Source organism: Actinoplanes sp. L3-i22 (genome assembly GCF_019704555.1).
Taxonomy (GTDB): Bacteria; Actinomycetota; Actinomycetes; order Mycobacteriales; family Micromonosporaceae; genus Actinoplanes.
Genome location: NZ_AP024745.1, coordinates 9963307 through 9977153 on the forward strand (window position 1 = coordinate 9963307; position 13847 = coordinate 9977153).

The following is a 13847-nucleotide window of genomic DNA, read 5'->3' on the forward strand; positions in this document are numbered from 1 at the left end:
CCCACCTCCCAGGTTCGGCCCGCACCTACCCGGAATGCAGATGTTTCACACGCGTTGCGTGATCAACGCCTCCAGGCCGTCGAGAATGCGCTCCAATCCGAAGTGGAACGCCTGGTCGTGGCCACCGTGGACGGCGATGTCGGCGATCGCGGCGGAGATCGCCGGGAAGCGCGCGGCGTGCTCGGTGATCGCGGTGAGCAGGCCGCTCTCGGAGGGCTGGACGACCAGGGCGCGGACCTGACCGGCGATCACCGCGACGGCGTCCATCCGCTCGGCGCCGCTCAGCCCCTCGGGGAGAACCGCCAGGGCGGCCTCCATCCAGGTCAGCTCGTTCGGACCGATCGGGCGGTTGCCGGCGGAGGCCTCGATCGCCCACGGGTGAGCGACAAAAACGGAGATAAGCGATTCGCTCCAGCGAGTGAGCGCGGCGCGCCAGTCCCCGGCGGACATTTCGGGCGGCACACCCATCCCGCGCTCCAACATCACGGCCACCAGCTCCGATTTGCCGGGCAAATACCGATATAGCGCCATCTTGGTGAAGCCAACCTCGGCTGCCACCCGCTGCATCGAGACGGCGGCCAGCCCCTCGGCGTCGGCGATCACGATCGCCGCGTCCGCGATCGCATCCAAGCTCAGCGCCTTCTTCGGCCCCCGCCGGCCGCCCGCGCTCTCCTGCCACAGGAAATCCATGTTGCCCTCCACTGAAACTGCGTCTACCGTACACAGAAATAACTGAGTCCGACGGACACAGTTTCCTGACCGGAGGAGCAGACATGGACGTCCTGATCTCGGGCGCGAGCATCGCCGGCCCCGCCCTCGCCTACTGGCTGGGCCGCTACGGCCACCGCCCGACGATCGTCGAGATCGCCCCGCACCTGCGGACCGGCGGCCAGGCCGTCGACTTCCGCGGCCCGCTGCACCTGGGCCTGCTGGCCAAGATGGGTGTGCTGGACGAGCTGCGGGCGGTGCAGACGAACGGCATCGCGTTCCGGTTCATCGACGAGCACGGCGCCAAGCTGATGGAGTGGCCGGCCGGGCTGACCGGCGGCGACCTCGAGGTGAAACGCGGCGACCTGGCCCGCGTCCTGTGCGAGGCGGGCCAGGGGACCGAGTTCCTCTTCGGCGACCGGATCGCCGCGCTGGACGAGACGCCCGACGGGGTGGACGTCACCTTCGCCTCCGGCAAGCAGCGCACGTTCGACCTGGTCATCGGGGCCGACGGGGTGCACTCCGGGGTGCGGCGGCTGACCTTCGGCCCGGAGGAGCAGTTCGTCAAGCACCTCGGCTACTACGTCGCCACCTGGCCGATCGCCAACGAGTTCGGCTTCGACCAGACAGCGCTGATGCACAACGCGCCCGGCCTGATGATCAGTGCCGCCGCCGATCACCAGGACCCGTCCCGGGCCGGGGTGTTCGCCGCGTTCTCCGCCCCCGAGGCGCTGCGCTACAACCGGCACGACCCCGACGAGCAGAAGGCGATCCTGCGCGACCGGTTCGGTGGCATGGGCTGGCTCGCGCCGCAGCTGCTGGCCGCGCTGGACCAGGTCGACGATCTCTACTTCGACCCGATCTGCCGGGTCGAGGCGCCGGAGTGGACCCGCGGCCGGGTCGCGCTGGTCGGCGACGCGGCCTGCGGCGCCACCATCGGCGGCCAGGGCACCGGCACCGCGATCGTCGCCGCCTACGTCCTGGCCGGCGAGCTGGCCGCGGCCGGCGGCGATCACCGGGTCGCGTTCCCGAGCTACGCGCGGCGGATCGCGAAGTTCGCCCGCGGCACCCAGAAGGGCGGGGACACCACCGGCCGGTTCCTGGCGCCGCGCACCGACCGGGGCCTCCGGATCCGCAACTACTTGAACAGCAAGCAGTGGTTCCTGGACTTCACTTTCAAGATCGCCGGGGACCGCAGCACCAATCTCCGGCTTCCGGCCTACCCCCTTTGATTCGGTACGTCGTGAGCCGCCCGCCCGCGCCGCTCTCCGCGATCGGACCCCGGCGCCAGGTCCGAGGCGCGCGTCCCGCCCCCGGGCCGAAAGATCGCGCCGGGCGGTGCACAGAACGGGCCCGGCGCGCGTCTTAGCAGCCATGGATCAGCGTGCACAGGATGACTCCGATGGTCTCGAACCGACGGGGGTCGGGACCGGACGGCACCGCTCGCGGGACGCCCTCACCGGCGAGACGGTTGTCATCCGTACGTCGCAAGCTCCCACCGGGATATTCGCGGCCCGGAAGCCGGGGCCGCCGCGGCAACCCACCGCCCGCCCGCCGGCACTTCCCGATCTTGCGGCGCAAGCCGCGAAAGCCGGCACCGAACCGATCACCGCCCTCGAAACGGAAGAGGAGGACAGCCCCAAACGGGGCGAACGGGTCGTCAAGCTGCGGCCCGAGCAGACCGGCGAGGGGTATCGCAGCGTCTACTCCGAGCTGACCCGGCCCACCCTGACCTCGCGGATCCGCGGCGGCGTCCGGGTCTCCGGGGAGCTGGCCATGACGCTGGGGCTGGTCGTGATGCTGTTCGCGGCCTACGAGATCTGGGGCAACGGCGCCGAGGTGCAGGCCCACCAGGACACCCTCTCCAGCGAGCTGGACCAGCAGTGGGACAACCCGGTGCTCGGCCCGACCGGCCCGAAGGGACCGGCCGCGCCCGGCGGCAGCCTGATCGGCCGGCTCTACATCCCGAAACTCGACAAGGAGTGGGTGGTCGTCGACGGCGTCCGGGACATCGACATCAAGTTCGGCCCCGGGCACTACCCGGGCACCGCGATGCCGGGTCAGATCGGGAACTTCTCGGTCGCCGGGCACCGCATCCCGAAGACGTTCTGGCGGATCGACGAGCTCGGGACCGGTGACGTGATCGGCGTCGAGACCCAGGATTTCTGGTACGTCTACCGGGTCTACGGCGACGAGACCGTCAAGCCCAGCGCCGTCGAGGTCGTCGCCCCGGTCCCCGACCGGCCCGGCGTCAAGCCCACCAAGGCGCTGCTCACGCTGACCACGTGCACGCCCAAGGGCAGCCACGCCAAGCGCCTGATCCTGCACGCCGAACTCGCCGCGAAGACCCCCCGCGACGAGTCCCGGCCTGACGCGGGCCGGCCGGCGGCGCTGCGGTTCTAGGCCGCGGGCCGATCCTCGGCGCCGCTGCCTTTCCGGGCGGCGTCGAGGGCCGGCGCCGCTGCCGCTACGCGGCGTCCGGGTGGGCGTCGGGTAGGGCGGCGACCACCCGGAGCAGGTCGGCGACCGAGATCGTGCGGTCCCCACCGGCGCCGGCCAGCCCGGCCAGCACCCAGTCGCGCATCAGCGCGGTCGGCTTCAGCCCGCGCTCTCCTGCCACCTGGCGGAGCTGCTGGTACGCCTCCACCGGGAGCCGGAACGAGCAGACCACCTTGGGCTCGGTGTCCGGGGCGGGCGGCAGCGCGGCCGGGCCGTCCCCAAAGTTGATCTCACCGTTGGCGACGGCGTCCGCGGCCGCGGCCAGATCCCTGTCGGCGAAGGTGTTCATGACTGTCCGCCCTCCCACTGCTCGAACTGACCGAGCTGCTTCTCGTCCATCTCGCGGGCTCCGATGATCATGTAATCGAAGTCCCCGACCTGGCGAACGACCACGATCAGGGGCCGGCCGATGACGGTCCGGCCCCAGACGGTGATCACCGGCAGCCCGGCGGCCTCGGCCGGCACCGGGCGACGCCGCCTGGCACCGAGCACCTGGTTCACCTCCGCGGGAGAGATGCCCCGCAGCGCCTGAAGGGCCACCGCGAGCCACTCGTATCCCACGACCCCAGCGTATTACGCGCGTAATACGCCGGGGAAGCCTCCGGACGTGCCGCTTATCGCAGGCCCGCGACGACCTCGGGCGTGACCTCGGTGACCGCCTTGACCACCAGCGACGCCAGGGCCAGCGCATCCTCGGCCGGCGGGTAGACGCCGTGCGGGACGGCGATCACGGCCAGCCCGGCGGCGCCGGCCGAGCGCAGGCCGTTGCTGGAGTCCTCGATCGCGGCGCAGACCGCCGGGGTGAGACCGAGCTTCCGCACCGCGGTCAGGTAGACGTCCGGCGCCGGTTTGCCGCGGGGCACCTCCTCGGTCGACAGGGTGACCTCGAACTCGTCGGTCAGCCCGGCCGTCGCCAGCACCTTGTCGATCAGGATCCGGGCGGACGAGCTGGCCAGCGCCAGCCGGTACCGCTGCCCGAGGAGGCGGACGGCGTCGACCGCGCCCGGGATGAGCGGCAGCGACTCCGCGTACCGCTTCGCCATCCGATCGAGCACCTCCGCCGCGACCCGCGGGGCCGGCACCGGGACGCCCACCTCGTCGGCCAGGTGCGCGGACCACTCGGCGGTGCTCATGCCCATCATCCGGTCCTGGGTGTCCGGCAGGAACTCGCGGCCGTGCTCGGCCACGTAGCCCCGGCGGACCTCCTCCCAGACCTCCTCGGAGTCGATGATCACGCCGTCCAGGTCGAAGACGATCGCCTCGATGGTCACAGGGCCTCCGCCGCGGGAATGATCTCGTCGCGGAAGATCTCGAACCGCTTGGTGTCCCACGCGTCCCGGATCCCGCCGTGGGTGACCGTGATGCCCATCCCGGCGAACCCGCGCATCGCGTCGACGATCTCGCCGACCCGCTCGCCCCGCTCCCCCGGATCGATGTTGAACATCACCGTCTTCTCGATCTCGTCGTAGTCCCGGCCGACCGTGTCGCAGTGCGCCCTCAGCACGTCCAGCTTGTGCTGCAGCTCCGGACCGGCGAACAGGTTGCAGGCATCCGCGTACTTCGCGACCAGGAGCAGCGTCTTCTTCTCGCCGCCGCCCCCGATCAGGATCGGCGGGCGGGCCAGCGGCAACGGGGAGTTGAGCGGGCGGGTGAGGCGATAGTGCGTACCGTCGAAGGGGGTTTCGTCGCCGTCGAACATCTGCCGGCAGATCTTCAGCGCCTCCTCGAGACGCTCGAACCGTTCCTTCGTCGGTGGGAAGAGCAGGCCCAGGCCGGCCGACTCGTCCGCGTTCCACGCCGCGCCGATGCCCAGGATCGCCCGGCCCCCGGAGAGCACGTCGAGCGTGGTCACCGCCTTGGCCAGCAGCCCCGGCTCGCGGTAGACCACGCCGGTGACCAGGGTCAGCAGCTTCGCGCGGCGGGTGTGGGCGGCGAGGAAACCCAGAGTTGTATACGCCTCGAGCATCTCGTGCTCGGGTGGACCGATCACCCCGATCTGCCAGAGGTGATCCATCACGCTGATCCGCTCGAAACCCGCCTCGTCGGCCGCCGAGGCGATCTCGGCGAGCGTCGGCGCGAGCTTGGCGGGGCCTTCCGGCCAGGTGAAGTTCGAGATGTGGAGCCCCAGCTTCATCACAGGACAAACCCTACCGCTTTCGTACGGACGGTGACCGCACCCGGCGACCCGACCCGAGCCGTCCCGATGATCACGATCCACCGTTCCGATGAGTTGCCAGCAGGTTGCGAGCCGGTAGCTTCGTGCCGAAGCACCGCACCCGACCTGGGGAGCCGCCACCCATGCCCGTCCCACCACTACGTCCCTCGTCACCGTCCGTGAGCGTTGTCATCCCGGCCGGGACGGCGGCTCTGCCCGTCCTGCTCGCCGCCCTGCCCGCGGTCCACGAGGTGATCGTGGTGGTCGGCCGCGACGACGACACCACCATCGCGGTGCCCCGGGCCGCCCGGGTGATCCGGCAGACCCGGACCGGGGTCGGCAACGCCCTCGCCTGCGGGGTCGCGGCCGGCACCGGCGACATCGTGGTCACGCTGCCCGGCGACGGCACGGGTGACCCGGCCGAGTTGCCGGGCTACCTGCGGGCGCTGCGGGCCGGCGCGGACGTGGCGCAGGGCACCCGGTTCCCCGGCGGTGCGGCGCCCCGGTTCGGCGAGCGGATGGTGCTCTGGCTGATGGCGGTGCTCTTCGGGGTGCGGCGCAGCGACCCCGGATTCGGGATCCGGGCGTTCTGGCGGGACTCGGCCGGGGCGATCGGATTCCCCCGGGTGTCCGGGCTCGAACCGGTCCGCGGGGACGGGGTGGAGATCGAGCCGCTGCTGACCGTGCGCGCCGGGGTGAACGGGCTGCTCGTGACCGAGGTGCCCGCGGGGGCCGCAGGGTCCTCGGGGGCCGCGCCGGGCGCGGGGGCCGGGCTCGTCGAGGCCGGGTCGGCGCTGATCGGCGAGTACTTCGCGCGGCGGTCGGCGCGGGCCGGGGAGACCGACAGCATCGTGGTGATGACCGGGCGGGAGCCGGCGGCGCAGGACGGGGTGCTCCGGCGGACCGGGACCGATCATCACCTGATCAATCCGGTGGCGCGGGCCCGGGCGGCGGCGCCACGGGCCGCCGACGGGGACATCGGGCCCGGTCTCGGGCGGCGCGGGTTCTCGCCGGCGTCGCCGTTCCTCAACGCCTCGGCCGGTGGCGGCGCCTCGTCGAGCGGCGGGGACGCCGAGCGGCGGCTCGGGGGGCGCGGGGCCGGGGGTGGCGCGGGGCGGACGCTGGGCGAGGTGACGACCGTGCGGCGGCAGTGGCGCGACAGCGCCGGGGGTGACGTCGGGGGTGGGCGGCGGCGGATGCCGGGGCGGCCCAACCTGCGGGTGATCAACGGCGAGGGGGATGGGGGCGGCGCTTCGTCTCGTACCGGAAAATTGCGGTCCGTGCCGCCGCAGAACCTGGACAACCAAGGCTGATCGCCGCCCGGTCTTCCAGCCGGGCGGCGATTGCGGACGGCGTCAGGTGCGGTTGCGGAGGCGGGGCAGGATCTCCGTCGAGTACAGGCGGAGGAAGCGCTCCTGGTCCGGGCCCGGCGCGTGGAACACCAGGTGCTTGAAGCCCATGTCCAGATACTCCGTCACCTTCGCCGCGTGCTCCTCCGGGTCGGACGAGACGATCCAGCGGGTCGCGGTGCGCTCGACCGGCAGGGCGTCGGCGAGGCGCTGCATCTCGACCGGGTCCTCGACGCCGGTCTTCTCCTCCGGGGAGAGGGCCAGCGCGCCCCAGTAATGGGTGTCGTCGCGCGCCCGGTCCAGGTCGTCGTCGAAGGAGACCTTGACCTCGATCAGCAGGTCCAGGTCGTCGATCTTGCGACCGGCCTTCTCGGCGCCCTCGGTGACCGCGGGCAGCAGCGTGTCGGTGTAGAGCGCGTGGCCCTTGCCGCTGGTGGTGATGAACCCGTCGGCGATCCGGCCGGCCAGCCGGGTCGCGGCCGGCCCGGAGGCGCCGATGTAGATCGGCACCGTCGTCTCCGGCTTGTCGTAGATGGTGGCGTTCTCGGTCTTGTAGAACTGCCCCTCGTACGTCACCCGGTCCTCGGCCCACAGCTTCTGGATCAGCAGGACCGCCTCCTTGAGCCGGGCGAACCGCTCCTTGCCGTCCGGCCACGCGGTGCCGAGCGGCACCTCGTTGAGCGACTCGCCGGAGCCGACGCCGAGGATCGCGCGGCCCGGCGCGAGGCAGCCCAGGGTGGCGAACGCCTGCGCGACCACGGCCGGGTGGTAGCGGAACGTCGGGGTCAGCACGCTCGTGCCGACCAGGACCCGCTCGGTCCGTGCGGCCAGCGCGCCGAGCCACGGCAGGGCCGCCGGGGCGTGGCCGCCGTCGTGCCGCCACGGCTGCAGGTGGTCGCTGACGAAGACCGAGTCGAAGCCCAGCTCCTCGGCGAGGATGCCGTACTTGAGCAGTTCAGCCGGCGCGAACTGCTCCGCCGACGCCTTGTACCCGAACCGAATCATGAAATTGAGCCTAACCCGCCGCGCGGTACGCCTTACCCGCCTCGGTCGGGCTGTCCCCGTCCTTGTACAGGCCGAAGTCCACGCTGTCCCCCACGGCCGGGAGCCCGAACCAGGCGTAGCGCTCGACGAACGAGCGTTTCTCCAGGCCGGCGGTGGTGCCCTTGATGAACGTGACCTTCTGCGCGTCGGTCGGGTACTTCGGCGATCCGGAGAAGTTCATCAGGCCGAACTCGGTGATCCAGATCGGCTTGTTGTACCGCTTGTGCACGGCGTCGACGTAGCCGAGGAACTGGTTGACCGAGGCGGCGCTGAAGTCCGAGCCGTACCAGTGCAGCGCGATCGCGTCGACCCGGTAGCCCTTGTCCTTCGCGCCGGTCATGAAGCGGTCCAGCCAGCCGCCGGCGGTGTCCCCGCCGTACGCGACCGCCGGGCTGACCAGGCGCATCCCGGTCGCCTCCAGCTGTGGCCAGGCGGCCAGCGCGTCCTCGACGCTCATGTTCGCCTGCCCGCCCATGTCCGGCTCGTTGAAGCCGAGCAGCACCTTGCCCTCGGACTTGGCCTGCTTCAGGGTGGCGCTGGTGAGGTTCTGCTTGCCCCAGATCATCGGGACGAACTCGACGTCGGCCGGGCCGGGCACGTCGTTGTTCTGCGACGCCCAGTCGTAGTACCAGCCGGCCCCGACGTCCTGCAGGGCCGCCTTCGACCCGGTGAACTTCCAGACGCCGACCCCCTTCTTGGCCGAGGTGGCGGCGGCCGGCACGGCCGCTTTCGGGGATGCGGAGGTACGGCGCGGGGTCGGCGACGCGCTGGACGGCGCCACCGACGGGGCCGTCGAGATGATCGTCGACGGGGACGGCGCGACGACCACCTGCGCGGCCGGGGCGGCCGGGGTGTTCTGCGCGCTCAGCGCGTAGACCGCCGCGCCACCGCCGCCGACCACGCTCACCGCGAGCGCGGTGACCAGTGCCTTCTGTGCGGCGCCGGCCCCGGCCTTGACGGCGAGCTTGCCGACGACCGCCTTGCCTCCGCTGTACGACGCGGTGCCGGCCGAGCCGGTCAGGCCGGCGGTGAGCGCGGACGGCGGCACGATCAGGGCCAGGCCGGCCAGCAGCCGCTCGGCGGCGACCAGGTCCTGCCAGGCCGGGGCGCAGAGCCGGCATTCCCGGGTGTGCCGGGCGATCCGCTTGCGCCACAGCGCGTTGGGCCGGTGGTCCCACGGCTCGATCAGCACCGCGAGCTCGCCACAGATCGGCTGGCGGTGCAGCGCCCGGACGACCGCGCGGGCCGTCTCGAGCTGGCCCTTCATCCGCTGGATCCGGACCGCGGCGTGCTGGCGGCCCAGGCCGGTGCCGTCGACGATCTCGTCGCGGGTCAGCTCGCCGGAGGCCTCCAGCCACCAGAGCGAGAGCAGCTCCCGGTTCTCCTCGTCCAGCCAGCGGGTCGCCTCGGCGGTCTCCCGGCGCTGGCCGGACAGCTCGAGGCGGGTGATCGCCAGGTCGGTGAAGTCGGCGCCCGGGTCGCGCAGGTCCGGGTCGAGCGGGGTGTCCGGGGCCGCGCCGCGGATCCGGAACCGGTCGCGGACCTGGCGCACCGTGATCGCGACCAGCCAGGAGCGGAACGCCTCGGGCTCGCGGAGCTCACCGAGGTTCCGCAGGACCCGGATCATGGTCTCCTGCACGACGTCGTCGACGTCGGCGTGCCCCTCCAGCGCCCGGCCCACGATGGTGTAGACGAGCGGGAGATAACCGGCCACGAGCCGGTCCACCGCGGCCGGGTCGCCGGCTCGTGCGGCCACCACCGTGGCGGTGTCGGGTTGGTTCGCCATCTTCAGCCCTTTCCTCCGGCGCCCGGGGCGCCAGGTAGGGAGACGGGCGCGAGGAACATGGATAACACGAATCGGGGACGCGGTGTCCCTCCACACGGTTAGCCCTGGTACCGATCGGGCACAGAAATGGCATGCGTATGTCGGTTCGGCTCAACCTTCCCCGCGAGGTCGACAGCGTTCCCGCGGTGCGCCGGCTGCTGCGCTGCGCGCTGAGCATCCTGCGGGCCGACGAGCAGGCCGGCTCGGATCTCGAGATCGCGCTGACCGAGGCGTGCGCGAACGTGGTCAAGCACGCCGACGGCGCCCAGGGCTACGAGGTCCACCTGGAGGTCGGCGAGAACCACTGCTCGATCGACGTCGTCGACGACGGCAGCGGTTTCGAGCCGGCGGCCGAGCTGGCCCAGTCCGCGACGAACGAGCACGGCCGCGGCCTGTTCCTGATCCGGGCGCTGGCCGAGAACGTCCGGATGCAGTCGAGCCCGCGCACCGGATCACTGATCCACTTCGAGAAGTCCTTCGCCTGACGGATCACGCCGCCGGGCGCGCGGCCGTGGCGGTGTTCCCGCTTGTCGATTATTTGCCGTATAACAAATATTGTCCCCGGAGAGGAGTTCAGGTGTCCGACCGACCGGTCTCTGTCGGCGTGCTGCTGCGCGCCACGGCGCCCGACCACCTGCCGGAGGTGACCGCGGAGCACCTGCGCCGCCACTTCGCGGCCGGCCGCGTCGAGGTGCTGGTCCCCGATCTGACCCTGCGAAGACTCGCGCCGCTGCTCGGCCCGCCCGGGCCGGACAGCGACCCGGGCGCGCTGCGCTGCCTGGGCAGCCAGCGACCGGGTACCGAGACCGACATGAGCGGCCGGGCCCGGCTGCACCTGCCGCTGACCTGCTGGGGCGAGCGGCTCGGGGTGCTGCGGATGGAGCTGCCCGGCCGGCCCGAGCCGGAGCAGGCCGACCAGCTGCGGCTGGTCGCCGACGAGCTGGCGGTGGCGCTGCGCGCGGCCGACCGGATGACCGACCGATATCGCCGGGCCCAGTGCCTGGAGCGGCCCACCATGGCCGCCGAGCTGCAGTGGGACCTGCTGCCCGGGCGATCGCTCGGCGACGAGCGGTTCCAGCTGGCCGGGCTGCTGGAACCGGCGTACGACGTGCGCGGCGACCACTTCGACTGGGCGCTCGGCGGCGATCGGCTCACCATCACCGTGCTCAACGGCGCCGGCGAGGGTCTGGACGCGGCTCTGCTGACCTCGGTCGCGGTGAACGCGATGCGCAACGCCCGGCGCTGCGGTTCGGACCTCGTCGAGCAGGCCGAGCTGGCGTCCGACGCGCTGCACGCCCGCTACGGCGGCGGCCTGCACGCGGCCACCCTGCTGCTGGAGGTCGACCTGGTCAGCGGGTGGGTGGACGCGGTCGACGCCGGGTCCCCGCACTGCCTGATCGGCCGGGGCGGCGAGATCGAGCAGGTCCGGCTGGAGCAGCAGCTGCCGCTCGGGATGTTCGGCGAGGCGCGCTACGAGATCGAGCGGTTCCGGCTCGAACCCGGCGACCGGGTGCTCGTGGTGAGTGACGGAGTACACGCGGCGGCACCCGGCGGCGGTCCCACCTTCGGGGAATCTGCCCTGCTCACGGCGTTGCGAAGGACTAGGTTGCAACCGGCCGGCGAGGCGGTCGGTACGGTGATGCGGAGCCTGCGCGAATTTCACAAGGGCTCCGAGCCGGAGGATGACGCCGTCACGGTCTGCCTGGATTGGCGCCGCTGACAGGTTTGGCGGAGCCACCGGCAGGGTATGAAGTAGTTCTTTGTACGAGATCCGTGACCTCGCGACGGGGAACGCCATGGAGCACGCCACCGATGTCGCCGCGGCAATCGAGTCGTCGGTGGAGTCGCTGGCCGCTGTCCTGGAACGGGCCCGGCTCGCCCAGACTCCGGTCCTTCCGCCCGCCCAGCTGCGGGTGCTGACCATCGTCGCGGAGAACCGGCACACCAACATGAGCCGGCTCGCCGAGGCGCTGGACGTGGTGCCGTCGTCGGCCAGCCGGCTCTGCGACCGGCTGGAGGCGACCGGCCTGCTGCGCCGGGTCGCCGATCCACGGGACCGGCGCGAGGTGCGGCTGCTGCTCACCACCGCGTCCCGGCGGCTGCTGGCCGACCTGCGGGAGCGCCGGCGCGCCGCGCTCACCGACGTGCTGGAGCGGATGCCGGTCAGCGCGCGGCAGGACCTGGTCCGGGCGCTGCGCGCCTTCGAGGCGGCCGCCACCGATCCGGTGGACAACACCGCCGCCGACGACGACCTGCGGACCGCCTAGACCGTCGAAGCGAGTCGACGGGGCTTCGGCCGTACTCCGATCGCGGGCGACCGCGAGCACCGCGGAGCGTGAGCCTAGGCTGGGACGATGCGTTTTGGCATCGTCATTCTTCCTGATCAGCGCTGGTCCGAGTCGGCCAAGCGGTGGCAACTGGCCGAGGAGTACGGCTTCGACCACGCCTGGACCTACGACCACCTGGGCTGGCGCGATCTGATCGACGGCCCGTGGTTCGACGCGGTGCCGACCCTGACCGCGGCCGCGATGGTCACCAACCAGATCCGGCTGGGCACCTACGTCGCCACGCCGAACTTCCGGCACCCGGTGCACTTCGCCCGGGAGGCGACCGCACTCGACGACATCTCCGGCGGCCGGCTCGTGCTCGGGCTGGGCGCGGGCGGGATCGGCTTCGACTCGGCGGTGCTCGGCGGGACCGAACTGACCCCGCGCGCCCGGGTCGACCGGTTCACCGAGTTCCTGGAATTGCTCGACACGATCCTCGGGCAGCCGTCGACGACGTGGTCCGGCGACTATTTCTCGGCCGTCGACGCCCGCAGCATCCCGGGACCGGTCCAGCAGCCACGGCCGCCGTTCGTGATCGCCGCGAACGGGCCACGCGCGCTGCGGCTCGCGGCCCGGCTCGGGGACGGGTGGGTCACCACCGGCCCGCAGTCGGAGACCGCCGAGGAATGGTGGCGGGCGGTCGCGGAGAGCCGTGACCGTTTCGAAGCCGCCCTCGCCGCCGCCGGGCGGGCCCCGGAAACGGTCGACCGATACCTCAATCTCGACTCGTCACCGGTGTTCTCGATGAGCAGTCTGGACGCGTTCCAGGAAGCCGCCGGACGAGCGGCCGCACTGGGATTCACCGACGTGATCACGCACTGGCCGCGGCAGTCCAGTTGGTATGCGGGCGACGAGAAGGTACTGGAAGCCGTGGCCGCCGAGCTGCCGCGCCTGCGCACGACTATTTGAAACCATCCAATTCGGACTCCCCGTGCAATTCCACTGACCGGGGTCAGCGGGCGTGGGCGGCCCGATAGGCGTTGCTGACCTCCTGCGGAATGCGGCCCCGCTCGGAGATTTTGTGTCCGTTGCCGATAGCCCACTCGCGGATCAGCCGGTTCTCGTCCCGGGAGCCGGCGGTGCGGGCCGGGGTGGCGCCGCGCGCGGCGACGCGCCCGGCGGAGCTCCGGCCCAGACGCGTTCCCGCGTTGATGTACGGATCCAGCGCCTTGCGCAGCTTTCCGGCATTGGCCTCGGAAAGGTCGATCGTGTAGCTGACTCCGTCGAGACTGAACTCGACGGTGCGATCCGCCTTCTTGCCGTCCAGATCGTCGATCAGGGTGGTGATTACCTGCCGCGCCATAACGACTCCCGAGAGAATTTAATCGCCCGCCGACAGTCTGGCCCCCGAACCGGTTCCCGCGCAACTCCCCGGCGCGATCCGGCAATTATTCGGTCCCGTTGCCGGGTCCCTTATCAGAATGTGCACGGGGTATTCGCGCCGAATCGAAGAGAAAACCCGGTTGGCCTCCGGCCGGGGACTCACGTTAGGGTCGGCGCCATGCAGGACGAGCACGCCGCCTGGCTGGCGCACCACCGGCAGGCCGTGGCCGGCCGCGCCGCCGCACTGGAGGCCGGGCGCACCGCCGAGGCCCGGCACGCCGCCGCGCTGCTCGAGGATTTCGTCCGCCGGGCCGGTGAGCACGGGCTCGCCCCGCACCCGCTGATCGCGACCACGTACGACGGCCGGTGGACCTACAAGACCCGGGTCCGCGGGTGGTACCTGAAGTCGAACCGCTCGGTCGCCGTCGGCGAGGACGGGGAGTTCTACGTGCTCACCGTGCCGGCGTCGCTGCGCGCCCGGTTCACCGGCGCCGAGCTGTCGCCGAGCATGCCCCGGCTGATCGTCGGAGCCGGCGGCGGGGACGGCGAGACCATGCCGCTGGAACATCTGCTGGAACATCGCCTGGACGCCGGAGACCGCTGGCCGTGAGCCGCCT

General features: G+C 71.8%; 16 protein-coding genes. 8 read left to right on the forward strand and 8 right to left on the reverse strand.

Annotated features, from left to right (window positions below):
* Nucleotides 1-45 precede the first annotated feature (45 nt).
* Complete coding sequence (locus L3i22_RS44240) at nt 46-690, reverse strand: TetR/AcrR family transcriptional regulator (RefSeq protein ID WP_221323404.1); 645 nt, start codon at nt 688-690, stop codon at nt 46-48.
* Between the two features lie 83 nt (nt 691-773).
* Between L3i22_RS44240 and L3i22_RS44245 the strand changes: the two genes are divergently transcribed.
* Together L3i22_RS44245 and L3i22_RS44250 are read left to right on the forward strand one after the other, a co-directional pair.
* Nucleotides 774-1940 (forward strand): FAD-dependent monooxygenase, encoded by a 1167-nt coding sequence (locus tag L3i22_RS44245; protein WP_221323405.1) that lies wholly within the window; start codon nt 774-776, stop codon nt 1938-1940.
* 142 nt (nt 1941-2082) lie between these two features.
* Nucleotides 2083-3111 (forward strand): class E sortase, encoded by a 1029-nt coding sequence (locus tag L3i22_RS44250; RefSeq protein WP_221323406.1) that lies wholly within the window; start codon nt 2083-2085, stop codon nt 3109-3111.
* A 64-nt stretch (nt 3112-3175) separates the two neighbouring features.
* Here the strand turns inward: L3i22_RS44250 and L3i22_RS44255 are convergent, their stop codons facing one another.
* From L3i22_RS44255 to L3i22_RS44270, 4 genes are read right to left on the reverse strand one after another with little or no spacing between them, the layout of a single operon-like run.
* Complete coding sequence (locus tag L3i22_RS44255) at nt 3176-3496, reverse strand: hypothetical protein (protein ID WP_221323407.1); 321 nt, start codon at nt 3494-3496, stop codon at nt 3176-3178.
* Entirely contained in the window at nt 3493-3768 is a 276-nt protein-coding gene (locus L3i22_RS44260; RefSeq protein ID WP_221323408.1) for a hypothetical protein, read from the reverse strand. The genes L3i22_RS44255 and L3i22_RS44260 overlap by 4 nt, the downstream gene beginning before the upstream one ends.
* Nucleotides 3769-3821: 53 nt before the next feature.
* The gene (locus L3i22_RS44265) at nt 3822-4478 is read right to left on the reverse strand and encodes an HAD family phosphatase (RefSeq protein ID WP_221323409.1); all 657 of its coding nucleotides are present in this window, start codon (nt 4476-4478) and stop codon (nt 3822-3824) included.
* Nucleotides 4475-5341, reverse strand: coding sequence for an LLM class F420-dependent oxidoreductase (locus L3i22_RS44270; RefSeq protein ID WP_221323410.1), 867 nt, complete (start codon nt 5339-5341; stop codon nt 4475-4477). Before L3i22_RS44270 ends, L3i22_RS44265 begins: the two co-directional genes overlap by 4 nt.
* A 200-nt stretch (nt 5342-5541) precedes the next feature.
* Here L3i22_RS44270 and L3i22_RS44275 point away from each other — a divergent pair, with 200 nt between their 5' ends.
* Entirely contained in the window at nt 5542-6675 is a 1134-nt protein-coding gene (locus tag L3i22_RS44275) for a glycosyltransferase (protein ID WP_221323411.1), read from the forward strand.
* A gap of 42 nt (nt 6676-6717) precedes the next feature.
* On the opposite strand, the gene fgd is transcribed toward L3i22_RS44275, so the two are convergent.
* Nucleotides 6718-7716 (reverse strand): glucose-6-phosphate dehydrogenase (coenzyme-F420), encoded by a 999-nt coding sequence (gene fgd / locus L3i22_RS44280; RefSeq protein WP_221323412.1) that lies wholly within the window; start codon nt 7714-7716, stop codon nt 6718-6720.
* Between the two features lie 10 nt (nt 7717-7726).
* Nucleotides 7727-9541, reverse strand: a complete 1815-nt coding sequence (locus L3i22_RS44285) for a sigma-70 family RNA polymerase sigma factor (protein ID WP_221323413.1) — start codon at nt 9539-9541, stop codon at nt 7727-7729.
* Between the two features lie 131 nt (nt 9542-9672).
* Between L3i22_RS44285 and L3i22_RS44290 the strand changes: the two genes are divergently transcribed.
* The 4 genes from L3i22_RS44290 to L3i22_RS44305 all read left to right on the forward strand — a co-directional run bounded on the left by L3i22_RS44290 (nt 9673) and on the right by L3i22_RS44305 (nt 12816).
* The gene (locus tag L3i22_RS44290) at nt 9673-10065 is read left to right on the forward strand and encodes an ATP-binding protein (protein ID WP_221323414.1); all 393 of its coding nucleotides are present in this window, start codon (nt 9673-9675) and stop codon (nt 10063-10065) included.
* Between the two features lie 92 nt (nt 10066-10157).
* Nucleotides 10158-11300, forward strand: a complete 1143-nt coding sequence (locus L3i22_RS44295) for a PP2C family protein-serine/threonine phosphatase (protein ID WP_221323415.1) — start codon at nt 10158-10160, stop codon at nt 11298-11300.
* Nucleotides 11301-11376: 76 nt separating this feature from the next.
* Entirely contained in the window at nt 11377-11847 is a 471-nt protein-coding gene (locus tag L3i22_RS44300) for a MarR family transcriptional regulator (protein WP_221330445.1), read from the forward strand.
* 87 nt (nt 11848-11934) lie between these two features.
* Nucleotides 11935-12816, forward strand: coding sequence for an LLM class flavin-dependent oxidoreductase (locus L3i22_RS44305; protein WP_221323416.1), 882 nt, complete (start codon nt 11935-11937; stop codon nt 12814-12816).
* A 43-nt stretch (nt 12817-12859) separates the two neighbouring features.
* Here L3i22_RS44305 and L3i22_RS44310 read toward each other — a convergent pair whose 3' ends face one another.
* Nucleotides 12860-13210 (reverse strand): Lsr2 family protein, encoded by a 351-nt coding sequence (locus tag L3i22_RS44310; RefSeq protein WP_221323417.1) that lies wholly within the window; start codon nt 13208-13210, stop codon nt 12860-12862.
* Nucleotides 13211-13408: 198 nt separating this feature from the next.
* On the opposite strand from L3i22_RS44310, the gene L3i22_RS44315 reads away from it, so the two are divergent.
* A complete protein-coding gene (locus L3i22_RS44315; RefSeq protein ID WP_221323418.1) occupies nt 13409-13840 on the forward strand; it encodes a hypothetical protein in 432 nt (143 codons plus the stop codon).
* Nucleotides 13841-13847: the final 7 nt, after the last annotated feature.

Coding starts and splice junctions, on each gene's coding strand:
- L3i22_RS44240 (WP_221323404.1), bottom strand. CDS start 690: ATGGATTTCCTGTGGCAGGAGAGCGCGGGCGGCCGGCGGGGGCCGAAG.
- L3i22_RS44245 (WP_221323405.1), top strand. CDS start 774: ATGGACGTCCTGATCTCGGGCGCGAGCATCGCCGGCCCCGCCCTCGCC.
- L3i22_RS44250 (WP_221323406.1), top strand. CDS start 2,083: ATGGATCAGCGTGCACAGGATGACTCCGATGGTCTCGAACCGACGGGG.
- L3i22_RS44255 (WP_221323407.1), bottom strand. CDS start 3,496: ATGAACACCTTCGCCGACAGGGATCTGGCCGCGGCCGCGGACGCCGTC.
- L3i22_RS44270 (WP_221323410.1), bottom strand. CDS start 5,341: ATGAAGCTGGGGCTCCACATCTCGAACTTCACCTGGCCGGAAGGCCCC.
- fgd (WP_221323412.1), bottom strand. CDS start 7,716: ATGATTCGGTTCGGGTACAAGGCGTCGGCGGAGCAGTTCGCGCCGGCT.
- L3i22_RS44285 (WP_221323413.1), bottom strand. CDS start 9,541: ATGGCGAACCAACCCGACACCGCCACGGTGGTGGCCGCACGAGCCGGC.
- L3i22_RS44290 (WP_221323414.1), top strand. CDS start 9,673: ATGCGTATGTCGGTTCGGCTCAACCTTCCCCGCGAGGTCGACAGCGTT.
- L3i22_RS44300 (WP_221330445.1), top strand. CDS start 11,377: ATGGAGCACGCCACCGATGTCGCCGCGGCAATCGAGTCGTCGGTGGAG.
- L3i22_RS44305 (WP_221323416.1), top strand. CDS start 11,935: ATGCGTTTTGGCATCGTCATTCTTCCTGATCAGCGCTGGTCCGAGTCG.
- L3i22_RS44310 (WP_221323417.1), bottom strand. CDS start 13,210: ATGGCGCGGCAGGTAATCACCACCCTGATCGACGATCTGGACGGCAAG.
- L3i22_RS44315 (WP_221323418.1), top strand. CDS start 13,409: ATGCAGGACGAGCACGCCGCCTGGCTGGCGCACCACCGGCAGGCCGTG.